General features: G+C 75.0%; 19 protein-coding genes and 1 tRNA gene. 10 read left to right on the forward strand and 10 right to left on the reverse strand.

The window, feature by feature from the left end; all coding sequences use genetic code 11:
* The first annotated feature begins 22 nt into the window (after positions 1–22).
* Positions 23–1153 carry a mechanosensitive ion channel family protein gene (locus tag MT994_RS14825; RefSeq protein ID WP_354806863.1) on the forward strand — a complete coding sequence of 377 codons (1131 nt, stop codon included), beginning with the start codon at positions 23–25 and terminating at the stop codon, positions 1151–1153.
* A gap of 67 nt (positions 1154–1220) precedes the next feature.
* Here the strand turns inward: MT994_RS14825 and MT994_RS14830 are convergent, their stop codons facing one another.
* Positions 1221–1502: a PTS glucose/sucrose transporter subunit IIB gene (locus MT994_RS14830; RefSeq protein ID WP_255181276.1), complete on the reverse strand. Its 282-nt coding sequence runs from the start codon at positions 1500–1502 to the stop codon at positions 1221–1223.
* A 208-nt stretch (positions 1503–1710) separates the two neighbouring features.
* Between MT994_RS14830 and ptsP the strand changes: the two genes are divergently transcribed.
* The 5 genes from ptsP to MT994_RS14855 all read left to right on the forward strand — a co-directional run bounded on the left by ptsP (position 1711) and on the right by MT994_RS14855 (position 7554).
* On the forward strand, positions 1711–3414 hold the full coding sequence (gene ptsP / locus MT994_RS14835; RefSeq protein ID WP_354806865.1) for a phosphoenolpyruvate--protein phosphotransferase: 1704 nt from the start codon (positions 1711–1713) through the stop codon (positions 3412–3414).
* Positions 3415–3531: 117 nt separating this feature from the next.
* Positions 3532–3963: a globin gene (locus tag MT994_RS14840; RefSeq protein ID WP_354806931.1), complete on the forward strand. Its 432-nt coding sequence runs from the start codon at positions 3532–3534 to the stop codon at positions 3961–3963.
* 142 nt (positions 3964–4105) lie between these two features.
* Complete coding sequence (locus MT994_RS14845) at positions 4106–4954, forward strand: acyl-CoA thioesterase II (RefSeq protein WP_354806932.1); 849 nt, start codon at positions 4106–4108, stop codon at positions 4952–4954.
* 33 nt (positions 4955–4987) lie between these two features.
* On the forward strand, positions 4988–5977 hold the full coding sequence (locus MT994_RS14850; RefSeq protein WP_354806933.1) for a DNA topoisomerase IB: 990 nt from the start codon (positions 4988–4990) through the stop codon (positions 5975–5977).
* Positions 5974–7554: an SDR family oxidoreductase gene (locus MT994_RS14855; RefSeq protein ID WP_086151417.1), complete on the forward strand. Its 1581-nt coding sequence runs from the start codon at positions 5974–5976 to the stop codon at positions 7552–7554. The genes MT994_RS14850 and MT994_RS14855 overlap by 4 nt, the downstream gene beginning before the upstream one ends.
* A 34-nt stretch (positions 7555–7588) precedes the next feature.
* On the opposite strand, the gene MT994_RS14860 is transcribed toward MT994_RS14855, so the two are convergent.
* The 8 genes from MT994_RS14860 to MT994_RS14895 form a co-directional block, all read right to left on the reverse strand.
* The gene (locus MT994_RS14860; RefSeq protein WP_043658693.1) at positions 7589–8086 is read right to left on the reverse strand and encodes a thioesterase family protein; all 498 of its coding nucleotides are present in this window, start codon (positions 8084–8086) and stop codon (positions 7589–7591) included.
* A gap of 189 nt (positions 8087–8275) precedes the next feature.
* Positions 8276–10030: a GTPase gene (locus MT994_RS14865; RefSeq protein ID WP_354806866.1), complete on the reverse strand. Its 1755-nt coding sequence runs from the start codon at positions 10028–10030 to the stop codon at positions 8276–8278.
* Positions 10027–12120 (reverse strand): dynamin family protein, encoded by a 2094-nt coding sequence (locus MT994_RS14870; protein ID WP_354806867.1) that lies wholly within the window; start codon positions 12118–12120, stop codon positions 10027–10029. Before MT994_RS14870 ends, MT994_RS14865 begins: the two co-directional genes overlap by 4 nt.
* Positions 12121–12263: 143 nt before the next feature.
* A complete protein-coding gene (locus tag MT994_RS14875) occupies positions 12264–13217 on the reverse strand; it encodes an aminoglycoside phosphotransferase family protein (RefSeq protein WP_354806868.1) in 954 nt (317 codons plus the stop codon).
* 267 nt (positions 13218–13484) lie between these two features.
* Positions 13485–15167, reverse strand: coding sequence for an energy-dependent translational throttle protein EttA (ettA, locus tag MT994_RS14880; RefSeq protein ID WP_021483138.1), 1683 nt, complete (start codon positions 15165–15167; stop codon positions 13485–13487).
* Positions 15168–15302: 135 nt separating this feature from the next.
* The gene (locus MT994_RS14885) at positions 15303–16103 is read right to left on the reverse strand and encodes a single-stranded DNA-binding protein (protein ID WP_354806870.1); all 801 of its coding nucleotides are present in this window, start codon (positions 16101–16103) and stop codon (positions 15303–15305) included.
* Positions 16104–16147: 44 nt separating this feature from the next.
* Positions 16148–17734, reverse strand: a complete 1587-nt coding sequence (locus MT994_RS14890) for an ABC transporter (protein WP_354806871.1) — start codon at positions 17732–17734, stop codon at positions 16148–16150.
* Positions 17731–19413 carry a GTPase gene (locus MT994_RS14895; protein ID WP_354806873.1) on the reverse strand — a complete coding sequence of 561 codons (1683 nt, stop codon included), beginning with the start codon at positions 19411–19413 and terminating at the stop codon, positions 17731–17733. The genes MT994_RS14890 and MT994_RS14895 overlap by 4 nt, the downstream gene beginning before the upstream one ends.
* A gap of 132 nt (positions 19414–19545) precedes the next feature.
* On the opposite strand from MT994_RS14895, the gene MT994_RS14900 reads away from it, so the two are divergent.
* Positions 19546–19621 (forward strand) — tRNA-Arg (locus tag MT994_RS14900).
* 225 nt (positions 19622–19846) lie between these two features.
* Positions 19847–20077, forward strand: a complete 231-nt coding sequence (locus tag MT994_RS14905) for a hypothetical protein (protein ID WP_354806875.1) — start codon at positions 19847–19849, stop codon at positions 20075–20077.
* A gap of 71 nt (positions 20078–20148) precedes the next feature.
* Here MT994_RS14905 and MT994_RS14910 read toward each other — a convergent pair whose 3' ends face one another.
* Positions 20149–21078: an excalibur calcium-binding domain-containing protein gene (locus MT994_RS14910; protein WP_198947341.1), complete on the reverse strand. Its 930-nt coding sequence runs from the start codon at positions 21076–21078 to the stop codon at positions 20149–20151.
* Between the two features lie 448 nt (positions 21079–21526).
* Here MT994_RS14910 and MT994_RS14915 point away from each other — a divergent pair, with 448 nt between their 5' ends.
* Both MT994_RS14915 and MT994_RS14920 read left to right on the forward strand, forming a co-directional pair.
* Positions 21527–22252, forward strand: coding sequence for a hypothetical protein (locus MT994_RS14915; protein ID WP_354806877.1), 726 nt, complete (start codon positions 21527–21529; stop codon positions 22250–22252).
* A 327-nt stretch (positions 22253–22579) separates the two neighbouring features.
* Positions 22580–23797, forward strand: a complete 1218-nt coding sequence (locus MT994_RS14920) for a toxic anion resistance protein (protein ID WP_021482025.1) — start codon at positions 22580–22582, stop codon at positions 23795–23797.
* Positions 23798–23820 lie beyond the last annotated feature (23 nt).

Genomic DNA, 23820 nt, shown 5'->3' on the forward strand with positions numbered 1-23820 from the left:
GTGCCCCGGGTACCCTGCCCGCATGTCCCTCCCCCTTCTCGCTCCTGCTGTGCGCGCGCCCGCGGAGGTCACGGAAGAGCTCGCCAACGGCTTCGACGCGAGCAACCCCGACGACTGGTTCGAGTGGTTCGTCGGCCTCCCGCTGCGCGTGCTGCTCATCGTCGTGATCGGGGCGCTCGTCCTCGCGGTCGTGCGCCGGCTCATCCGTCGCGTCTCCGAGCACATCGCCGAGGGCACGCCCACGCTCCGCGGCAAGCGGCTCAAGGGCTTCGGCGGGTCCGAGGTCGGCACGGTGCTGCTGCGCGCGAACCCGCTCGCGAGCGCCCGCCGGGCCCAGCGGGCGCGGACCGTGGGCTCGGTGCTGCGCTCGACCGCGAACATCGTCATCGGCGCGACGATCGTGCTCATGGTCCTCACCGAGCTCGGCGTGAACATCGCGCCGTTCCTCGCGTCGGCCGGCATCGCGGGCGTCGCGCTGGGCTTCGGCGCGCAGAGCCTCGTGAAGGACTTCCTCTCGGGCACGTTCATGCTCCTCGAGGACCAGTACGGCGTCGGGGACACGGTCGGCTTCGGCGAGGTCACGGGCACCGTCGAGGAGGTCGCGCTGCGCGTGACGAAGGTCCGCGACGGCAACGGCACGCTGTGGTTCGTCCGCAACGGCGAGATCCTGCGGACGGGCAACAAGACCCAGGAGTGGGGTCGCGCGGTGGTGGACGTGCGCGTCGCGTACTGGGCCGACGTCGAGGCCGTGCGCGCGGCGCTGCTCGCGGCCGCGGAGGACGTCGGGAGCGACCCGGTGCTCGGCACGTACTTCCTCGAGCCGCCCGAGGTCACGGGCATCGAGGCCATGACGGCCGAGGCGCTGCAGCTCAAGGTGCAGGTGAAGACCCAGGCCGCGATGCAGTGGGAGGTGGCGCGGGCGCTGCGGTCGCGCGTCCGGCAGGCGCTGTCCGACGCGCGCATCCCGCTCGCCGGAGCGCAGCAGGTGGTCGTCCTCGACCACTCCCCGTCGCTGCCCGACGACCGAACCGACGCGCGGCCCGACGACCGTCCCGATGACACGGGTGACCGGTCCGCGCAGGCGGCCCGCGAGCGGCGCGGCGCCGCCGCGGCGACCGTGGTGCAGGACGCGGCGGGCGGCCCGGCGTCCTGAGCCGCGCGGCGCCGTCGGGCACGACCACGACGGCGCCGGTCCCCCCGTACGGAGGGACCCGGGGGACTCAGCGCAGGCCGTCGAGCTCCGCGGCGAGGTTGTCGGCCTCCGGGCCGACGATGACCTGGACGACGCGGCCCGAGCGCACGACGCCGAACGCGCCCGTCGCCTTGAGGCGCGCCTCGTCGACGAGCTGCGGGTCCGTGACCTCGACGCGCAGGCGCGTGATGCACGGCTCGAGGTCGACCACGTTGCCCTGACCCCCGAGGGCGTCGAGGATGTTCTGTGCCTTCTGGTCCGAGGGGGTGCTCATCGAAAGTGTCTCCTGAGGCGAGTCGCGGGTGGGGATCCGCGCGGGGGATCCGGGGTGTCGGGGTGCCGAGCACCTGGGAACAGCCTAGTCTCCTGGCGAGGTTGTCACCGGATCGACGCGGCCCCGCAACGCCCCCGCAACAGGGACGTGCACGGCGGCCTGGCGGTCGGACCGTGACGGGCACGCGTGCGCACCGGCCCGGGCACCCGGGTCGCACGCCCGAGGCGGACGAGGAGCGAGGGTCGTGACGGGCGGAACCGAGGACGAGGCACGGCAGGTCATCACGGGCATCGGCGTGTGCCCCGGCACGGTCGTCGGGCCGGTGGTGCTCATGCCGGAGGCCATCGACGAGCCGGCGCCCGGGCTGCGCATGGGCCCGCGCGAGGACCACGAGGCGCAGGCGCGGCGCGTCGACGCCGCGGCGGAGCAGGTCGCGGGCGACCTCCAGCGCGCCGCCGACGCCGCCGACGGCGACGCGCGCGACGTCCTCGAGGCGACGGCGACGATGGCGGCCGACCCCACGCTCGCGGCCGACGCGCGGCGCCGCGTGCTCGACGAGCACCTCGTGCCGGAGCGCGCGGTGTGGGAGGCCGCGGAGGAGGTCGTGCGGCAGTTCACCGAGCTCGGCGGGTACTTCGCCGAGCGCGCCCGCGACGTCGCGGACGTCCGCGACCGGCTCGTCGCGGCCCTCACCGACCGTCCCGCGCCCGGGGTGCCCGAGCACACCGAGCCGTTCGTCCTCGTCGCGTACGACCTCGCGCCGTCGGCCACGGCCGCGCTCGACCCCGCGCGCGTGCTGGCGATCGTCACCGACGGCGCCGGGCCGACGTCGCACACCGCGATCGTCGCGAACGCCAAGGGCATCCCCGCGGTCGTCGCGGCCACGGGAGCGAGCGCCGCGCTCGCCCCGGAGGACGTCGTGCTCGTCGACGGCGCGGCCGGGACGGTCGTCGTGCACCCGTCGCCCGAGCAGGTGGCCGCGGCGCGGGCCCGCTCGCAGCAGGTGCGCACGTTCGACGGCACGGGCCGCACGCGCGACGGGCACCGCGTGCAGCTCCTCGCGAACGTCGGCGACCCGGCGGGCGCCGCGACGGCGGCCGCGTCCGGCGCGGAGGGCGTCGGGCTGTTCCGCTCCGAGTTCTGCTTCCTCGACCGCGAGCAGCCGCCGACCGTCGAGGAGCAGGTCGCCGCCTACCGCACCGTCTTCCACGAGTTCGGGGGGCGCAAGGTCGTGATCCGCACCCTCGACTCCGGCGCGGACAAGCCGCTGCACTTCCTCACCGTCGACGACGAGGAGAACCCGGCGCTCGGCGTGCGCGGGCTGCGCACCGCCGCGCGCTGGCCGGAGCTGCTCGAGCAGCAGCTGGACGCGATCGCGCAGGCCGCCGCGGCCGAGGAGGCCGAGGTGTGGGTCATGGCGCCCATGGTCTCGACCGTCGGGGAGACCGAGTGGTTCGTCGAGCGCTGCCGCGCGCACGGCCTCGACGTGGCGGGCGTCATGGTCGAGGTCCCGAGCGCGGCCCTGCTCTCCGGGCCGATCCTCGCGCGCGCGGCGTTCGCGTCGATCGGCACCAACGACCTCACGCAGTACACGATGGCCGCGGACCGGCTCCTGGGGTCGCTCGCGGAGCTGAGCGACCCGTGGCAGCCCGCCGTGCTCCGGCTCGTCGAGGCGACGTGCGCGGGCGGGGCCCAGCAGGGCCGGCCCGTGGGCGTGTGCGGCGAGGCGGCGTCCCAGCCGGTGCTCGCCGTCGTGCTCGTGGGGCTCGGGGTGTCGTCGCTGTCCATGACGGCGCGCGCGATCCCCGACGTCGCGGCGCTCCTGCGCGAGGTCGACGTCGACGAGTGCCGACGGCTCGCGCGCCTCGCGGTCGACGCGGAGAGCGCGGCCGAGGCGCGCGCCGTCGTGCGCGAGAACCTGCCGGTGCTCGCCGAGCTCGGGCTGTGACGTGCGCCCGGACCGCCCCGGGCGGCGGCTCGGGGCTCGGGAGCGCGCCGCCGCCGGTGCGATGATGGGCCGGTGACGACCGAGCCCACCCCCCGCCCGACGCTGCCCGTCGCCGGACTGTCGAACGGCGCGCCGGCCGACCCCGCGGGCGCGACCGCGCCGGTCCGCCCGAGCCGCACGTTCTACGACGAGGTCGGCGGGCACGAGACGTTCGTGCGTCTCGTCGACGCGTTCTACGAGGGCGTCGCGGACGACCCGGTCATGCGGCCCATGTACCCCGAGGAGGACCTCGGGCCGGCGCGCTGGCGGCTCTCCGCGTTCCTCGAGCAGTACTGGGGCGGCCCGACGACGTACAGCGAGCAGCGCGGCCACCCGCGCCTGCGCATGCGGCACGCGCCCTTCAAGGTCAACCCCGACGCGCGCGACCGCTGGCTCGCGCACATGCGCGCCGCCGTCGACACCCTGGACCTGCCACCGATCCAGGAGGCGACGCTGTGGGACTATCTGGAGCGCGCGGCGCACTCCCTCCTCAACACCTTCGAGGACTGACCGACCCGCCGCCCGAGCGAAGGAGCCCCCACCCGTGACCCCCGAGCCCACCCCGCCGTCGACCTCCTCGGCCTCCCCCGGCCCGACGTCGGACGCCGCCCCGCGCGAGCAGGTCCCGAACCCGCTGAACCACCTCCTCGACGTGCTGCGCCTCGAGCGCGTCGGCGACGGCGACGGGTCGGCCGCCGACCCGGAGCACTTCCGCGGGGTCTCCGTGCACCAGCCGACGGGCCGCGTCTACGGCGGGCAGGTGCTCGCGCAGGCGGTCCTCGCCGCGGGCCGCACCGTCCCCGAGGGCCGGCTCCCCCACTCGCTGCACGGGTACTTCCTGCGACCCGGCGGCCTCGACGTGCCCATCGACTTCGCGGTCGAGCGGCTGCGCGACGGGCGCTCGTTCAGCGCCCGCCGGACGCACGCGATCCAGCACGGCAAGCCGATCCTGTCGATGATCTCCTCGTTCCAGGAGGAGCAGGGCGGCATCGAGCACGCGTCCGAGATGCCCGCCGCCCCGGCCCCCGAGCAGGTGCCGTCCGCGCTCGACGTGCTCGGCGGCATCGACCACCCCATCGCGCGGTTCTGGTCGCACCACTCGGCGTTCGAGCTGCGGCACGTGGGCGGGTCGCTCTACCTGCACCCGGACCACGAGCCCAAGGACCACCAGATGGTGTGGATGCGGGCGCGGGGCGACGTCGGCGACGACCAGCTGCTGCACCGAGCGCTCATGGCGTACGCGTGCGACCAGGTCATGCTCGAGCCGATCCTGCGCCAGGCGGGCACGAGCTGGGTCACGCCCGACATGTCGATCGCGAGCCTCGACCACGCGATGTGGTGGCACCGCGACGTGCGCGTGGACGAGTGGCTGCTCTACGTGCAGTCGGCCCCGAGCGCCCAGGGCGGCCGAGGGCTCGGCGCCGCGCGGGTGTTCGCGCAGGACGGCACGCTCGTCGCGTCGATCGCCCAGGAGGGCATGGTCCGCCTCCCCGCGCTCTGACGGGCGACGGACGCGCGTCGGCCCGACACTGTCCTGGTGCGACTGCGCCGCGTGACCGTGACCTCGCCGGGGTACACCCGCCGCCCGAAGGGCGACGCGTGGGTGTTCCTCGACGTCGAGGGCCTGCCCCTGGCCGACGAGGAGGAGGTCGCGCGCTGCGAGCGCCTCGCCGTCCCGCCCGCGTGGTCCGACGTCTGGATCTGCCGGTACCCCAACGGCCACATCCAGGCGTTCGGCAGGGACGTCGCCGGGCGCGGCCAGTACCTCTACCACGAGCAGTGGCAGGTGCGGCGGGCCCGACGCAAGCACGACCACGTCCTCGACGTCGGCCGTCGCCTGCCCGCCGCCCGGCGCCGGGTCGCGCGCGAGCTCGAGCTCCCCGGCATGCCGCGCGAGAAGGTGCTGGCGCTCGCGTTCCGGCTGCTCGACCTCGCGTACTTCCGGGCGGGCGGCGAGATCTACGCGAAGCAGAACAACAGCTACGGCCTCGCCACGATCCGCAAGGAGCACGCGCGCGTCCGCCGCGACGGGAGCGTGCACTTCCACTACCCGGCGAAGTCGGGCCAGGTGCGTGACGTCGTCGTGGACGACCCGGTGGTCGCCGAGCTCGTGACGACGCTCAAGCGGCGCCGGGGCGGCGTCGAGCTGCTCGCGTGGCGCGACGTGGACGCGACCGGCAGCGCGGTGTGGCACGACGTCACGAGCGCCGACGTCCAGGCCGGCATCAAGGAGCGCCTGGGCGACGACGCGACGCCCAAGGACTTCCGCACGTGGCACGCGACGGTGCTCGCGGCGCGCGCCCTGGCCGACGCCGGCACGGCGCCCGCGTCCGAGCGCGCCCGGCGCCGGGTCGTCACCGGGATCGTCAAGGACGTCGCGGAGGAGCTCGGGAACACGCCCGCCGTGGCGCGCTCGTCGTACATCGACCCGCGGCTGTTCGACCTGTGGGAGCGGGGCGAGACCATCGGGTCGACGCGCTCGCAGACGCGCGCCGAGCGCGAGGTCCTGGAGCTCCTCGGATGAGGGCCGCGGTCACCGGGGTCACCGGGTACGTCGGCGGGCGGCTCGTGCCCGAGCTGCTCCGCGCCGGCTTCGAGGTCCGTGCGCTCGCCCGCCACCCCGAGCGGCTCGCGGGCCGCGAGTGGGCGGACGACGTCGAGCTCGTCGAGGCGGACGCAAGCGACCTGGACCAGATCCGGGCGGCGCTCCAGGGTGCCGACGTGGCGTACTACCTCGTGCACTCGCTCGGCACCGGGCGCACGTTCGAGGTCCGCGACCGGCGCACCGCGCTGACGTTCGCGCGCGCGGCGCGCGAGGCCGGCGTGCGGCGCATCGTCTACCTCGGCGGGCTGTTCCCCGACGTGCCGGAGGGCGAGCTGTCGCCGCACCTCGCGTCGCGCAAGGAGGTCGGGGAGATCCTGCTCGCGTCGGGCGTCCCGACGACCGTCCTGCGCGCCGCGGTCATCCTCGGCTCGGGCTCCGCGTCGTTCGAGATGATGCGCTACCTCACCGAGCGGCTCCCGGCCATGACGACCCCGAAGTGGGTCGACAACCGCATCCAGCCGATCGCGGTCCGCGACGTGCTGCGCTACCTCGTCGGCTCGGCCTCGATGCCCGACGACGTGTCGCGCGGCTTCGACATCGGCGGCCCCGACGTGCTCACCTACCGCGACATGATGCAGCGGTACGCGCGCGTGGCGAACCTCCCCCGGCGGCGCATCGTCAGCGTGCCGGTGCTCACGCCCCGGCTGTCGTCGCACTGGGTCGGGCTCGTCACGCCCGTGCCGAGCGGCATCGCCCGACCCCTCGTCGAGTCGCTCCAGCACGAGGTCGTGTGCCACGAGCACGACATCGCGCAGTACGTGCCCGACCCGCCCGAGGGGCTCATCGGGTTCGACCGGGCCGTCGAGCTCGCGCTCGAGCGCATCCACGACGGCGAGGTCACGACGCGCTGGTCGTCCGCGTCGGTGCCCGGGGCGCCGTCTGACCCGCTGCCGAGCGACCCCGACTGGGCGGGCGGCTCGCTCTACGTGGACGAGCGCCGCACCGTCGTGGACGCACCGCGCGAGGTGCTCTGGCGCGTGATCGAGGAGATCGGCGGGCAGGGCGGCTGGTACTCGTGGTCGCTCGCGTGGCGCGTGCGCGGCCTCATGGACCGAGTCGTCGGCGGGCCGGGCCTGCGCCGCGGCCGGCGCGACGAGCGCTACCTCCGCGTGGACGACGAGCTCGACTGGTGGCGCGTCGAGGCGATCGAGCCCGGGCGTCGGCTCCTGCTGCGCGCCGAGATGCGGCTCCCGGGCCTCGCGTGGCTCGAGCTGCGCGTCGACGAGGCGGCGGCCGAGCTCCCCGACGCGACCGACCCCGACGCGCCGGGTCCCTCGCCGGAGGACGCCAGCGGGCCGGGCCGGACCTACTTCGCGCAGCGCGCGCTGTTCCACCCGCACGGGCTCGCGGGCCAGCTCTACTGGTGGGCCGTCAAGCCGTTCCACGGCGTGGTGTTCGGCGGCATGCAGCGCAACGTCGCCGAGGCCGCCGAGCGCGCCGCGCGCAGCGGTCGCCCCTCCGCGGACCGGCCGCGGGACGACCGAGAGGCGGGCTGACCGGAGCGGCGACGCACGCCGCCGCTCCGGGGGCTCAGCGGCGGCGGCGGAACGTCAGCGGCTCCTCGACGAACGGCTCCCACGCGGCACGCTCGGCCTCGCTGATGCGCCGGGGCGAGCCCGTCGCGGCGTCGACCACGACGATCGTCGTCGCGGCCTTCGCGTACGGGGCGCCGCCCGAGGTGGGGCCGGTGCGCTCGAAGCGCGCGGCGCCGTCGTGCACCTCGTAGCAGACCTCGAGGCTGGCCCCGCCGAGGTGCCCGATCCACAGCTCGACGCGGACGGGCGTGCGCGTGAAGCCGAGCGGGCGCAGGTACTCGATCTCCTGGCGCGCGACGAGCGTGTGGCTCGTCGCGTGCGGGCCGGTCTCCAGGACGGCCGTCGGCCAGGCGTCCTCGCCCGCGTCCGGGTGGGTCCAGAACGCGGTGATGCGGGCGTCCTCCAGCAGGCGGAACATCTCCACGTTGTTGACGTGCGCGTACGCGTCGAGGTCCGACCACCGCAGGGAGACGGGGACGTGCAGACGGGTCATGGAGGGTCCTCTCGCTCGACGGTGCGGCCCGGCGCGGCCGGCGGGCAGATGCCCCGGTCACCGGACCGGGTCCATTCTCCACCGGCCCGCCGACCACGAGGCTCCTCCGCGCCGAGCACGAGGTTGCCGTCGTCCTGGGCGCTAAGACGACGGCAACATCGTGCTCGGCGCCAGGAGGGGGTGGGGTGGTCAGGACGCGGCGACGAGGGCCGCGGCGCGGCAGCTCGCGAGCGCGGAGAGCTCCTCGCCCACGGGGAGCCGCACGAGTCGGTCGGCCACCTGGCCGACGGCGTCGCGCAGCCGCCGTCGGGCGCGCGCCGCCCGCCGTCGTCCGCCCACCGCGGCCGCGACGCGGGACACGAGCGCGACGAGCACGCCCACGACGATCCCGCCGAGGGCGAGGAGCGTCGGCCACGGCAGCTCCGGGGCGCCCGGGCCGCCGAGCGTGAGGACCGGCGTCGGCGGCTCGGGCAGGCGCAGGTAGGTGAACCCCCACAGCGCGGCGAGCCACAGCAGGCCCACGACGAGCGCCGCGAGCACGAGCCACTGGAACGCGCCGACGACGCGCCACCACACCGGACGGCGGGCCGCCTCGAGCTCCGTCCCCGCGACGGCCTGGTCGAGCGCGTCGGCGAGGTCGGCCGCACCCTCGGACGCCCGACGGCGCACCGCGAGCGCCCAGTCGTCCGGCACGCCCGCGGTGGCCTCGGCCGCGTAGTCGCGCACCGCCGTCTGGGCACCGGCCCGCAGCGCGGCACCGACCGCCGGGAGCGAGGTCCGCGCGAGCTCGGGCCGGCTCGCGCTCTCGCCCGTGCCCAGCTCCTTCGCCGCCCGCGCGCGGGCCGAGCCCGGCGCAGGGCCGGTGCGCAGCCCGATGCGGCGCAGCGGGTCGGGCCGGAACCGGCCGACCCAGCGCGTCACGGGCCAGCCCGTCGCGGCGCGCGCGTCCCGCACGGCCGAGCCGCGCACGGCGGCGACGACCGTCGGGACGCCCGCCGCGGCCTCCAGGGCATCGACGAGGCCGTCGCGCGCGCGGCGCGCCGCGCGCTCCGGGACGGGCTCCCCGCACGCCGCGGCGACGCGGCGCGCGACCGCGCGCACGTCGGCCGCGAGCCGGTCGTTCGACGCGCGCCGCCGGGCCGCGGCGTCCGCGAGCAGCCCCCGCAGCTCGTCCAGGCCCTGGCCGGTGCGGGCCGAGACGCCGAGCACGCGCGCGTCGGCGAGCCCGTCCTCGGCAGCGAGCCGGCGCAGGTCGGCGAGGCACGCGTCGGCGTCGGCGGGCGTGAGCCGGTCCACCTGGTTGAGCACGAGGACGACGACCGACCCGTGCCCCGCGAGCGGACGCAGGTAGCGCTCGTGCAGCGCGGCGTCCGCGTACTTCTGCGGGTCGACGACCCACACGAGCAGGTCTGCCCGCTCGACGAGGCGTTCCGCGCGCACGCGGTGCTCGACGACGACCGAGTCGTGGTCGGGCAGGTCGAGCAGCACGAGGCCGCTCGTCAGCTCACCCGCGCGGCGACCACGCAGGAGCGCGCGCAGGCCGCCGCCCGCGCGCGCGTCGCCCGGGTCGCCGGACGTGAGCGGGGTGCCCATCTCGTGGCGCCGCCGCACCTCGAGCCAGTCGAGGAGGGCGGCCGGTCCCGCCGGGCCGGCGGCGGGTCCCGACGCGCCCCACACCGCGGCGAGCGGGTGGGCCGTCGTGGGCCGCTGCACCCCGACCGTCGCGAGCTCGGTGCCCGCGAGCGCGTTGAACACCGACGACTTGCCGGAGCCGGTCGCGCCCGCGAGCGCGACGACGGTGTGGTCGGCCGAGAGCCCGGCCCGCTCGCGTGCGCGGGCCACGACGGTCCGTGCGTCGGCGAGCAGGTCGGCGTCGACGCGTCCCTCCCCCGCACGCACGGCGGTCTCCAGCGCGGTCGTGCGCGCCGCGAGGTCGATCGTCATGCCTGCTCACCCCCCAGCAGGCGGCGCCAGAACCCGGGTCGCCGGGCCGGCTCGGCCGCCTCGTCCCCCGGCGCGACCGCGGGCTCGTCCGGAGGCGGGGGCGTCCACCCCGCGCCCCGCAGGAGACGCGCGGCGTGCCGACCCACGGCGGTCCGGCCGCCGTCCGCACCGGGCGCGACGGCAGGGCGTGCGGACCGCTCGACCCGGGCCGCCGCCTCGACCGCGCGCGCCGCCTCGAGCACGGAGTGGGCGGTCTCGTCGGCGTCGGCCGTCCCGAGCGCGTCGAGCTGCGCGGTGTAGCGCAGCGCCTCGTCGTCGAGCACCACGCGCACCCGCTCCGCGAGCCGCTCGCGCGCGGTCCGCGTCAGACGCCGCACCGCGTCGTCGCCGAACACGGCCTCCAGGAGCTTCTGCGCGAGGATCGCCGTCCCGCCCGCGATCCCGACCTCGGCGCCGGTCAGACCGCCGGTCGAGGCGAACACGACGACCATGAGGCTCAGCCCCAGCCCGTTGATGCCGAAGGACAACGCCCGCGCGGCGCCGCGCTTGCCCGCGCCCTGCTCGCGCACGAGGTCGAGGACGTCGGACTGCCAGCCCCGGATCTCCTCCGCGACGCGCGCCCGCACGCCCGCGGACGACCGCGCCAGGTCGAGCCCGTCGAGCAGGGCCGACCCCGCCGGGTCCGCGCGCCACCCGCCGTAGGCGCGCTCGGCCGCGACGTCCGTCGCGTCCAGGACCACCGCCTCCAGGCCGTGCGCGATCGCCTGCTCGACCTGCGGCGCCTGCGCCGGACGCCCGCGGAAGAACGCCGCGAGCGCGTCGCGGACCCGGCCGACGCCCTGCTCGACGGAGCGGAACAGCTCGCTCGTGCCCACGAAGTCCTGCCAGCGCGCGAGCACCTCGCCGCGCAGCAGCGCCCCGTCGCTCGTCGCCGCGTCCACGGTCGTCGCCGCCTCGTCGTACGCGCGCTCGACGACGGCGCGCAGGCGCGCGTCCGACGCCGCCTGCGCGTCGGCCGCACCCGCCACGAGGACCGCCCGGCGCACGAGGTCGTCCACGACCCCGTCGCGCGTCGCGGTCGCGACGCGGTCCCGCTCGTCGCCGTCCGCCCCGAGCGCGGACAGCCACGACGCCACCGCGGCGACCGCCCGCTCGGGGAGGAAGCCGTCGACGAGCTCGGACTCCCCCACGACGAAGAGCGTCGCGGCGTCGAGGCCGTTCTCGTCCATCATCCGGCGCAGGTCGTCCGCCACGGCCTCGGTGCCCGGGTCGACCCGGTCGAGGACCATCGCGACCTGCGCGCGGCGCTCGGCGGCACGGTGCAGGAGGTCCCACGGGACGGCGTCGGCGTAGCGGGCGGCCGTCGTGACGAACAGCCACAGGTCGGCCGCGGCGAGGAGCTGCGCGGCGAGCTCGCGGTTCGCCGTCTCCACGGAGTCGACGTCGGGCGCGTCCACGAGCGCGAGGCCCTGCGGCAGCGCGTCGCTCGCGACGAGGCGCAGCGTGCGCGTCGGGTCGGGCGGCGTGGCGGGCTCGCCGGGCCTGGTCCCGGGACCGGTCGGGGTGCCGGTCGGGGTGCCGGGGGCTGCGGACCGCGCGCCGTGCTCGCTCACGCGCGCGAGCCCGGGCAGCACGCGGTCGGTCGAGAACCAGCGCTCGTCGAGCGGGTGGTGGACGAGGACGGGCGCGCGCGTCGTCGGGCGCAGCACGCCGGGCGCCGAGACGTGCTCGCCGAGGAGGGAGTTCACGAGCGTCGACTTCCCCGCTCCGGTCGACCCGCCGACGACGACGAGCAGCGGCGCCGCGTGCGAGCGCAGGCGGGGCAGCAGGTAGTCGTCGAGCTGGTGGACCGCGAGGCCGAGGTCCTCGCGCGCGAGCGCCGCACCGGGCAGGTCGAGCGGGAGCCGCGTGGCGGCGAGCCGCCCCCGCAGGATCTCCAGCGCCTCGACGAGCCCCGTGGTCGCCGAGGCGCTCGCCGCGACCCCGCCGGCGCGCGGTCCGTCGGGGCGCGTGCCATCGGGGCGCGTGCCGTCGGGGGTCGGCGCGTCCGGACGGACCGCGTCGTCTCCGGAGTCACCGCTGGCCGTCATCCCGTCAGTCTGCCGGAATGCCGCTGGCCAGGCCCGATGGGACACGAGAGGACCGTCCCCGCACCCCCCGACATCGACGCGCAAGGGTCGAGACCGCCCCTGCGAGGGTCGACCGCGACCGCACGAGCCGGTCTCGCAGAGGGTCACTCCCCCAGGCGGTGCCGGAGCCACGCGACCCCGACCTCGGCCTGCGCCCGCTGGAACGCGCGCAGGTGCGGGATGCCCGGCGGCGCCGGGTCGAGCGAGGACTTGAGGAAGTAGCCGGTCAGCGCAGCGAGGTAGGAGGTCACGGCGTCGGGCTCGACGTCGCGCGGCAGAGGGTGACGCCGCAGCATCTCCTCGGGCGGCGGACCGCCCTCGACCTGCACGGCCGGGAGCATGCCGACCGCGTCGCAGAACGCGGCACCCCGCGCGGCGCACGGCCAGTCGACCGCGACGGCCGCACGGTCGACGAGCACCGTGTTGTCGCCCCGGAGGTCGCCGTGGACGAGGTGGTCCCCCGCCGTGGCCTCGGGCCACGACTCCGCCAGCACGGCGAGCCGGTCGAGGCGGTCCGCGACCCACGGGTCGTACGTGCCCAGGCCCGCCGGACGACGGTCCGCGAGGTCCTCCCACTCGCGCCACTCCACCGTGTCCGCGAAGCGCGGGAGCGGGGAGTCGGCGGGCACCTCGACCTCGCCGATGCGGCGCGCGAGATCCGTGACCGCCGCGAGCTCGTCGTCGCGCCACGGCGTAGCGACGGCCCGGCCGGGCACGGCGTCGAACGCCAGCGCGACCCAGGGCCCCGCACCGTCGAGGTCGTCGTCGAGCACCCAGCGGAGCGCAGGCGCCGGTGTCCCGGCGGGCAGCGCCCGCGCGGTCCGCGCCTCGCGGCGGTACAGGTCGGCGGTGAAGGGGTGCTCGGGCCCGACCGCCTTGACGAACACGTCGCCCGCGTCGGTCCGGAGCGTCGACGCGAGCCCCTGCGAGTAGCCGCCGTCGTGGCTCGTCCAGCCCGAGACGCCGGCACTCAGCCGGGTCTCGACGGCAGCGCGGACCGCCGCCGGGAGGTCGGGCCAGGAGGGGCGCACGCGCGAGGGGGCGAGGTCGAGGGTCATGCCGAGGGATCCTCGCGACCGGCCGCAGCGCGCGTCAACGCCTTTCCGCGTCGCCGAGCCGCCACGGACGGCGGGGACGGTCCGTCCCGCTGGAACGCCGAGGTCCTGACGGCTGGGCGCCTGGAGGTCTGGACGGGCTGACGGCTCGCGAGCCCGACGGCACGACCTTCCCGCCGGCTCGGCCTGCCAGGACGGGCCTGGACGCGCCGACGCCGGGCGGGAACGGGTCCCGCCCGGCGTCGTGCCGAGCCGTGCGACGACGGTAGTTCAGTCGCGCGTGAGCTTGCGGTACGTCACGCGGTGCGGACGGGCCGCCTCCGCGCCGAGACGCTCCACCTTGTTCTCCTCGTAGGAGGCGAAGTTGCCCTCGAACCAGTACCAGCTCGCCGGGTTCTCCTCGGTGCCCTCGTACGCGAGGATGTGGGTCGCCACGCGGTCGAGGAACCACCGGTCGTGGGACACCACGACGGCGCAGCCGGGGAACTCGAGCAGCGCGTTCTCGAGCGAGCCCAGGGTCTCGACGTCGAGGTCGTTCGTCGGCTCGTCGAGCAGCAGGAGGTTGCCGCCCTGCTTGAGCGTCAGCGCGAGGTTGAGGCGGTTGCGCTCACCACCGGACAGGACGCCTGCGGGCTTCTGCTGGTCCGGGCCCTTGAACCCGAACGACGCGACGTACGCGCGCGACGGGATCTCGACGTTGCCGACCTTGATGAAGTCGAGGCCGTCGGACACGACCTCCCACAGCGTCTTCTTCGGGTCGATGCCGCCGCGCGACTGGTCGACGTACGAGATCGACACGGTCTCGCCGACCTTGAGCTCGCCGCCGTCCAGCGGCTCGAGCCCGACGATCGTCTTGAACAGCGTCGTCTTGCCGACGCCGTTGGGGCCGATGACACCGACGATGCCGTTGCGCGGCAGCGTGAAGCTCAGGCCGTCGATGAGCTGGCGCCCGTCGAAGCCCTTCTGGAGGTTCGACGCCTCGAGGACCAGGTTGCCCAGGCGCGGGCCCGGCGGGATCTGGATCTCCTCGAAGTCGAGCTTCCTCGTGCGCTCGGCCTCGGCAGCCATCTCCTCGTAGCGGGCGAGACGCGCCTTCGACTTGGTCTGGCGGCCCTTCGCGTTCGAGCGGACCCACTCGAGCTCGTCCTTCAGTCGCTTGGCGAGCTTGGCGTCCTTCTTGCCCTGGACCTGGAGACGCTCCTGCTTCTTCTCCAGGTACGTCGAGTAGTTGCCCTCGTACGGGTAGAGGCGCCCGCGGTCGACCTCGCAGATCCACTCCGCGACGTGGTCGAGGAAGTAGCGGTCGTGCGTGACGGCGAGGATCGCACCCGGGTACGTCGCGAGGTGCTGCTCGAGCCACAGCACGGACTCGGCGTCCAGGTGGTTCGTGGGCTCGTCGAGCAGCAGCAGGTCGGGCTTCTCGAGCAGGAGCTTGCACAGCGCGACGCGGCGTCGCTCACCGCCGGAGAGCACCGACACGTCGGCGTCCGGCGGCGGGCAGCGCAGCGCGTCCATCGCCTGCTCGAGCTGCGAGTCGAGGTCCCACGCGTCGGCGGCGTCGATCGCCTCCTGGAGCGTGCCCATCTCGGCGAGGAGCGCGTCGAAGTCCGCGTCGGGCTCCGCCATGAGCGCGGAGATCTCGTCGAAGCGCTGCTTCTTGGCGAGGATGTCGGCAACGGCCTCCTGGACGTTGCCGAGCACAGTCTTCTCCTCGTTGAGCGGCGGCTCCTGGAGCAGGATGCCGACGCTGTACCCCGGGGAGAGGCGCGCCTCACCGTTCGACGGCGTGTCCAGGCCGGCCATGATCTTGAGGATCGTGGACTTCCCGGCGCCGTTGGGGCCCACGACGCCGATCTTGGCGCCGGGCAGGAAGTTCAGGGAGACGTCGTCGAGGATGACCTTGTCTCCGTGCGCCTTGCGCGCCTTGTACATGGAGTAGATGAACTCAGCCACAGCCTGTCGTTCCACCGTTTCGGTCGGGAGAGGTACGGGATTCGTCGACCACTCAGCCTACGCGGTCGGGCCGCCGGGACGCGCCCGACGGCGCCGCGACCGGTCGAAGGTCACGACGCCGCCCCGTCCCACGGCTCAGGCGGCCGCCGTCACGCTCCCCTTCCGGGCGGTGCGGGCACGCGGCGCACGGGCGCCCGCGGGGCCACCCGCGCCGCGCGGGCCGTCCCCGACGGGCGGGCCGTCCCCGACGGGCGCGGCGCCGGAGTCGCCCGTGGCAGGGGACGCGACGGCGACGCGCTGGTCGTCGGCGGGACCCACCGCGCCGGGCTCCCCGCCCAGCGCCGCGGCGACCTCCGCCGCCGCCCACGGGTCGTCGTCGGCAGGCTCGTCGAGCGCGGGCTCACCGGGGACAGGCTCACCGCGGCCGTCGCCCGGGCCCCCGCCCGCGTCGCCCCCGCCTGCGGCGCCAGGCCCGCCGGTCGGGTCGAGCGTGCCGGCCGGGGCGGGCGGGTCGCCGTCGGCCACGTCGGCGGGGCCGCCCTCGGTGCGGCGCGTGGCGTCGTCGTCGCGCCGGTGCACCGTGCGCGTGAACCGCGCCTCGCCGAGCGTGAGGTCCGGGCCGAGCGCCGTCGCCTCGACGACGAGGCTCGTGCGCGGGCCGTCCGGGCCGTCCCACTCGTCGAGCGAGAGCCGACCCGTGACGACGACCGGGTCGCCCTTGTGGAGCGAGAGCGCGACGTTGCGCGCGGTGTTCTTCCACACCTTGACCGTGAACCACAGCGTGCGGCCGTCGACCCACTCGCCACGCTCGCGGTCGAGGTAGCGCCGGGTCTGGGCGATCCGGAAGCTCGTGAAGTCGTTGCCCGACTGCGAGCGGAACAGCGTGGGCGTGGTCGCGACGAAGCCGGACAGCGTGACCGTGACGTCACCGGGCATGGTTCCTCCTGAGGTCGACGGCCGGGCTGGTCCCGGCCACCGCCTCAGGGTGCGGTGGGAGCGGCGGTGCCGTCCGGCGTCGGGCCCTCGCCTGTGGACGAGCCTGCGCCGTCCATGCCTGGGGGTAGCCGTAGTGCCCCGGTGAGCGGCGCGGCAGGCGTCTTGTCCCGCGCGGACTGCGCCAGCTCGCGCACCTGCCGGTGCAGGTCGAGGAGCTCCTGGGTGGGCCGGCCCATCGCGTCCTGCACGACGCGCTCGATCGCGCCGCGCCCCGAGGCGAGGACCTGCTGCTCCCGGCGACGGGCGAGCGTGCGCCGCACCTGGAGCGCGACGAGGAACGCGACCACGGCGCCCAGGACGGCGACCGCCGCCACGACCGCGCACACCGTGACGAGCGTGCGCCCGAGGTCGAGCACGCGCAGCGACCCGAGCACCGCCAGGACCCCCGCCACGACCCCGACCGCGAGCGCCGACCAGGCCGCGCGCCGCGTGGGGCGCGAGGACGACGGCCCGCGCGTGTCGAGGGGGATCTTCGCGAGCGCGGACCGCGTCGCCTCGGCGACGCGCGGAGACGGCGCGACGGCCTCGTCGAGGGCCTTCTGCCAGCCGGACCGCAGCGAGCGCCCGGCGCGCGCGAGCCAGCGCGAGCGCGACAGGGCGACGGCGTCGGGCTGCGGCGGCGAGAACTCGGGCCGCCCGTACCCGTTGCGCACGGCCGCGCCGACCTGACCCGCGACCGCGGCGAGGCCCGTGGCGTCGGCGAGCGCGTCGACCTCCTCCTCGACGGCCGTGCTCATCGTCCACGGGACGTCGCCCGGGAGCTGCTCCAGGAGGAGCGCCCCGGCGCGGTCGAGCTCGCCCGCGACGCGGCTCGCGGCGACGCTGCGTCGCGCGACCGCCTGCTCGAGCAGCGACCGCAGCTCGTCCAGGCCCTCGCCGGTGCGCGCGGAGACGGTGGTGACGTAGACGCCGTCGAGCCCGTCCTCCTGCAGGAGGCGGCCCATGTCCTCGACGAGCGACGCGCGGCGCGCCTCGGGGACGGTGTCGATCTGGTTGAGCGCGACGACCATGGAGCCTTCGAGCCCCGTCGACTTCTGCAGGTAGCCCGAGTGCAGCGCGTCGTCGGCGTACTTCTGCGGGTCGACGACCCACACGAGCAGGTCGACGAGCGGCAGCACCCGGTCGACGACCGCGCGGTGGGCGGGCTCGATCGAGTCGTGGTCCGGGAGGTCGAGCAGGACGAGGCCGCCGAGCGCCGACTCGTCCTCGGCGTCGAGCTCGCCGTCGCGCGTGATACGACGCTCGGGGTCGACGTCGAGCCAGTCGAGCAGCGCCGTCGCGGCGTCGCTCCACGAGCACGCCGTGACCCGGGCCGTCGTGGGCCGCTTGACGCCGACGTCGGCGAAGTCGAGGCGCGACACCCGGTTGAAGAGGCTCGACTTGCCCGACCCGGTGCCGCCCGCGAGCGCGACGACGGTGTGGTCGACGCCGAGCGCGAGGCGTTCGCGCACGCCGCCGATCGCGTCGCGGACCTGGGCCGCGACGGCGGGGTCGAGGCGGTCGCCCGCGAGGTCCACCGCGCGCGCGAGGTCGTCGACCCGGGCGCGCAGCTGGGCGTCGTGGGACGTCACATGAGCCTCCTCAGCTCGGCGAGTCGTAGGCGCAGGCCGACGGCGGCGTCCGCGGCGAGCGCGGGGTCGGCGAGCGTCGTGAGGACGGGCTCCGCCTCCCGCTCGACCATGGTCGCGGCCCGGTCGGCGAGGTCGTCGCGCAGCGCGGCGACCGCCTCGTCGCCCTCGTCGGCGAGCACGGTCCGCACGAGCCGGGCGGCGTCGTCGTTCCCTGCCGCGCCGGCGAGGAGCAGCGCCGCGACGCCCGTCTCCCCGAACGCCTTCACCGCGGCACGGCCCGCCTCCGACGCCGACGGCGCCCCGAGCGCGGCCACCACGTGCTCGGCGCGCGTCGCCCACTGCTGCACCTGGGTCGTCGCGGACGCCTCCCGGCGCGCGGCGGCGGCGTCCTCGGCGGGCAGGACGTCGGCCCCGCCGGGCAGCGGGCGGTCGCCGTCGAGCGCCGCGCGCAGCGCCTCGTACGCGAGGACGCCGTCCGCGGCGAGCGTGCGGCGCGCCGCGTCGCGGGTCTCGTCGAGCAGCGGGGCGAGCACCAGGTCGCGCGCGCGGCCCCGGCGGCGGGACGACCGCACGACGCCGCCCCGCACCTTGACGCGGTCGACCCGCCCGGCACCCGTCACCTGGGCCCAGCGCGCCTCGAGCGACCCGTGCGCGACGGCACCGTCCCGCGCGGTGCGGCGCACGGTCTCCTGCACGGGCGGCAGCGCCCGCTCGACGGCGGAACGCAGGTCCGCCGCGGCCTCGACCTGCTCCTCCACCGCGTCCGAGACGCCGGTGACCCAGTCGGGCAGGGCCGCGAGCGACCCCTTGAGCGTGCGCACGATCACCGCGCGGGAGCGGTCCGGGCCCGCGAGCATCGTCAGCCAGCGCGCGACCGGCGCGACGACCGAGCGGTCGAGCAGGCCCTCGTGCGGGCCGACGTCGGGCACGACGAACAGCGGCACGCCGTCCATGCCGTGGTCGCGCAGCCGCTGGAGGAGGTCACCGCGGATCGTCGTGAGCGTCTCGCGCGGGACGCGGTTGAGGACCATCGCGACGCTCGCGCCGCGCTCCTTCGCGCGCGACAGCGCCTGCCACGGCAGCGCGTCGCCGTAGCGCGACGCCGTGGTGACGAACAGCCACAGGTCCGCCGCCTCGAGGAGCAGGCTGGCCGTGTCGCGGTTCTCCGACAGCAGCGAGTCGAGGTCCGGGGCGTCGAGCAGGCCCGTGCCGCGCGGCACGCCGTCGTGGTCGATCACGCGCGCCACGCGCGTCACCGGGCCCTCGACGATGACGTCCGCGTCGAGCGGGTTGAACGCGAGCACCGGCTCGCGCGTCGTGGGCCGCAGCACGCCCGCCTGCGACACCTCCTCGCCGAGCAGCGAGTTGTACAGCGTCGACTTGCCCGCCCCCGTCGACCCCGCGATGACCACGATCGCGGGCGACGACAGCTCCCGCAGCCGCGGCAGCAGGTGCTCGTCGAGCTGGGTCAGCAGACGGCGGCGCGAGGCGTCGGCCTCGGTCGCGCCGTCGATCGCGAGCGGGAGGCGCACGTCCGCCACGTCGCGGCGCAGGTCGCGCGCGACGTCGAAGACCGTGACACCGAGCTCCTCGGTCGCCTGAGCGGGACGCCACGAGCCCGGCGACCGGCCGGCCGAGGTGGCGCTCGCGTCGCTCGTGGCGGCGTCTGGGGTTCTCACTGGTTCATAGTGACCGCTGTCGAGGGCCCCGCCAAACGCACGCGCCGGACGACGCACGACCACCCGACCTGCGGTTCCACCGCCGCGGCCCCACCTCCCGAGCACGCCCGGCTCCCACTACGATGGGCGCGCGCCTCGATAGCTCAATGGATAGAGCAACGGCCTTCTAATCCGTAGGTTGCAGGTTCGAGTCCTGCTCGGGGCACCACGCCGGACCTGTCAGAACGCACGTCAGCGGCGCCGGAGCCGCTGCCCTGCTGGGCAAACGCTGGGCAGCACCGCACAATCTCACCTGCTCTTGGCGGGCGGCCGCAACGTGCCCGGCGTCACATAGGCGGCATGGGCCTGGGGAGGGCAAGGTCATCGTCGCGTCGTCGCGGCGATCCTGCACGACGAGCTCGGCGAGTTCGTGTCCGACACATGGCTCGCCTGAGTGGTCGCTGTCGGCGCGGTCCTCGCGGCCGTTGCCGCATCGCTCGCCCGGATCATGGCGATCCCCGCCGTCGACGCGTGGCTGCGCCACCTCGGCCTCTCCTCGACACCGACCTTCCCGGCCGTCGGCCGGGACCGCACCCCCGCCATCACGGCCCTGACCGCCGACGAGCGCGGCGCGGTGACGCACTTGCGCGAAACCAAGCGCCACGACGACTCTCGATTCACCTGACCTTGCCGCGGCATGACGAAGCGCCCCGCTCTTTCGGGAGGGCGGGGCGCTTCTCGACGTTCACGACCGCGTCAGCCGAAGTAGCTCTCGCACGCGATGCCGTCGTTGTCAGCGTCGAGACCGAACACGTCGCCGTACAGGGAGTAGTAGTGGCGGTACTCAGCCTGGGCAGCTGCCTGGCTCGGGTAGTCCTTGCAGTCCTTGTCGAAGCTCGGCCGCCCCGGCGCGCCGTAGACGATCGGTCGGGGCTGACCCATCGCGGTCCATTCGGCGTAGTTGATCGCACGGTTGAGCCCCGGACCCGCGTAGTACAGCGTCGGCGAGCCGTAGTTCTGGTAGACCTGGTCGCCGTTGACCCGGTTGACGACCTGCGGTGTGGGGAAGCCCTCGGCCTGCCACTCGCCGTAGCTCAGGCGGTAGCCCTGGCCGGCGGAGATGTTGGTCAGCCGCACGATGGTCGAGTCCCAGGAATACTTGACGAAGCCCTCGTTGGCCCGGTTCACGTACGGCTTGAACCCGGTGTCGCGCCACTCGTTGTAGGTGAGCTTGTGGTTCACCCCGCCGTTGGGCTCTTCGATCAAGATCTCGGCGGACGTGCCCCACTTGTACACGTACGAGCCTTCGATCCACCCCGCGTTGCGGGGAGCGGGCTTGCCCGCCCGCGACCAGTCCGCGAAGCTCAGCTCGTCCCAGAGCCACACGTTCGGGTCAGCCGGGTCGAAGAACGTGACCGCGTGGATGCTCGGGGCCCACGAGTACTTCACGTAGTTCGTCGGGGCCGCCTTGGGAGACGGGAAACCCGCATTGCGCCACTCGTCGTACGTGATCGGGTAGATCTCACCCGCGCCGCTGTCGACGTGCCAGATCTCGCCGGTGTACTTCGTGAGGTAGTACCCGTCCGGAACCCATCGTGCGCTCGCCGGTGCCGCCGCTGAGACCGCGACCGCGAGCCCCAGCCCAACCGTGGCGACAGCCGCTGTCGCCCTCTGCCACATTTTCATGTCGTGCCTCTCCGCACGGGTGGAACCGCTCCCCCCGACGCTCGCAGCATCGCCGCCGCGCGTCCTGGTACACCAGTACCTGAGACCAACCTGTGACCAGACTTCACCCGGGCGCGTCGCGTTGATCGCCCGCGGCCACCGGGCCCGTCTCATTGAACAGGCTGCGGCCGGCGCGGGGCCGTGCGAAACACGCCCTCAACCCCAAGCTCGTCCGTCGTTGTCGGAGATATCCTGAACCTCGTCTCCATCTTCCGAACTTGAGAATCCGTAGGGTGCAGGTTCGAGTCCCGCTCGGGGGACCACGCGCGACCCCCCGCGCGAGGCACGTCACGCCCGGGCCAGCCTGGAAGCGCCTGCGGCGCGACGATCCCCCACACGCTCGTGTCGGCCGAGGCGGCCGTCTCGCACCCCGGGTATCAGGAACGGCGCATGTCCCTCTCTCCGCTACGTGGGTCGCTGGGGGCACGCTCGCCGTCGCGCGCTCTGCGCTGCCCTCCTCCTCGCCGTCCCGGCCACGCTCGTCGGCTCGACCGCGAGCGCCGACCTGCCCGCGACCGTCCCGCCCCCGCGCTTCGCCGCCTACTCCCCCGTGACGCCCGGGACGTCGTGCGTGCCCGACGACGTCGCGGGCGTCGTCAACGCGATCGCGTGGGAGGAGATCGAGCGGCTCGGGGCGCGCGGGCTGCCGGTGTGCGACGTGCGGTGGCGGTTCGTCCCGGGCGGCGTCGGGTGGTGGGGCTTCGCCGACGCGATCGTGCGGCCCGGGGAGGCGCCGCGGGTCTGGCTCGTCGAGGACGTCGCCGCCTACGGTGACGACGGCGACGCCGTCGATGGGGAGCTCCTCGAGCAGCACGTCCGCACCACGGTGCGGCACGAGCTCGGGCACGTGCTCGACGCGCTGCTGGGCCTCTCGGAGGACGACCTCCGGGACCTCGTCGTCGTCGAGCTCGACCGCGAGCGGCCGACCCTCCGTCCAGCGCGGGAGGCGTTCGCGGAGGCGGTGACCGTCGCGCTCACCCCCGACGGTGAGGGCCGCACCTGGTTCTACGACGAGCACGTGCCCGAGGAGAGCGTGCGCGCGGCGGAGCTCGTGATCGAGGCCTTCACGTCCGACCGGCAGGAGCGGGAGCCTCGTGCCGTCGACGGAGCGCAAGGACCAGATCGCCGACCCTGAGCGACCGACGGGCGCAGGTGGGCCGCGACCAGGCCTCGTCAGCCGTCCGGGTCCCGCTCACGTCCGGCACAGCCGGGCGTCCCCGGAACGTGCCCGTGCGAGCCGACGGCGGAACTCGCCGGCGGCCCGAACGTTGGTCTGACATGGGGAGTTCTCACCCTCCCGATCCCCGGAAAGGGTAAAGATCCGGCCACCGGTCGTAGATATACTCGCCCGACCGGCGCAGGCCGGTTCCACCCGGTTCGCCCGGGTCGAGGGGGAGCCCGCGAGGGCGTCCTCCACCCGCCACCGACGGCGTCCGACGGCACGCACGAGCGAAGGACCGACATGACCGAGGCAGCACCGCTCCAGCCCCCCGCCCCGACGGAGACGCTCACGCTCAGCGCCCCGGAGCCCGTCAAGCCGGTCGCGGCCACCCAGGCCCCGGCGCTCGCGCCGCGCATCGACGAGGCGGCCATCCCGGGTCTCGAGTCGAAGGTGTCGTCCTACCTCGACCAGCTCCTGACCACGGACACCCGCTCCCCCGAGTTCGGCGCGAAGGCGGACGACGTCCGCAAGATGGGCGACAAGGACATCCGCGCCGCGGCCGACGTCTCCAACCGCATGCTGGAGATGCCCGTGAAGGAGCTGCGCGAGGGCGGCGTGTCCGACAGCTCGAAGGTGAGCAAGTCGCTGCTCGAGCTGCGCCGCACCGTGGAGGACCTCGACCCGAGCGAGGCGAGCGTCGGCAAGAAGTTCCTGGGCCTCATCCCGTTCGGCGGGAAGCTCCAGGACTACTTCCGCCGCTACGAGAGCTCGCAGAAGCAGCTCAACGCGATCGTCCAGTCGCTCTACAACGGTCAGGACGAGCTCCGCAAGGACAACGCGGCGCTCAACCTGGAGAAGCAGAACCTCTGGGACACGATGGCGCGGCTCAACCAGTACATCTTCATCGCCGAGCGCCTCGACACCGAGCTGTCCACGAAGATCGCGGAGATCGAGGCGAGCGACCCGGAGCGGGCCCAGGCGCTGCGCGAGGACGTGCTGTTCTACGTGCGCCAGAAGCACCAGGACCTGCTCACGCAGCTCGCGGTGTCCATCCAGGGCTACCTCGCGATGGACATCATCATGAAGAACAACCTCGAGCTCATCAAGGGCGTCGACCGCGCGACGACCACGACGATCTCGGCGCTGCGCACCGCCGTCATCGTGGCGCAGGCGCTCGCGAACCAGAAGCTCGTGCTCGACCAGATCACGGCGCTCAACACGACGACGTCGAACATGATCGCGTCGACCTCGAAGATGCTGGCGGACCAGTCGGCGAGCATCCAGCAGCAGGCCGCGAGCGCGACCGTCGGCCTCCCGCAGCTCCAGCAGGCGTTCGCCAACATCTACGCGACGCTCGACTCGATCTCGACGTTCAAGACGCAGGCGCTCGACTCCATGGCGCAGACGATCGGCGTCCTGGAGACCGAGACGACGAAGGCGAACGAGTACCTGGACCGCGCGCGCCGCTCCGACCAGTCGCAGGCGGGCAGCGGCTCGCTCGACATCGGCCGGCTGTGACGCGCCGTCCCCCGACCACCCCT

The organism is Cellulosimicrobium sp. MI9406, from assembly GCF_040595865.1.
Classification (GTDB): domain Bacteria; phylum Actinomycetota; class Actinomycetes; order Actinomycetales; family Cellulomonadaceae; genus Cellulosimicrobium; species Cellulosimicrobium funkei.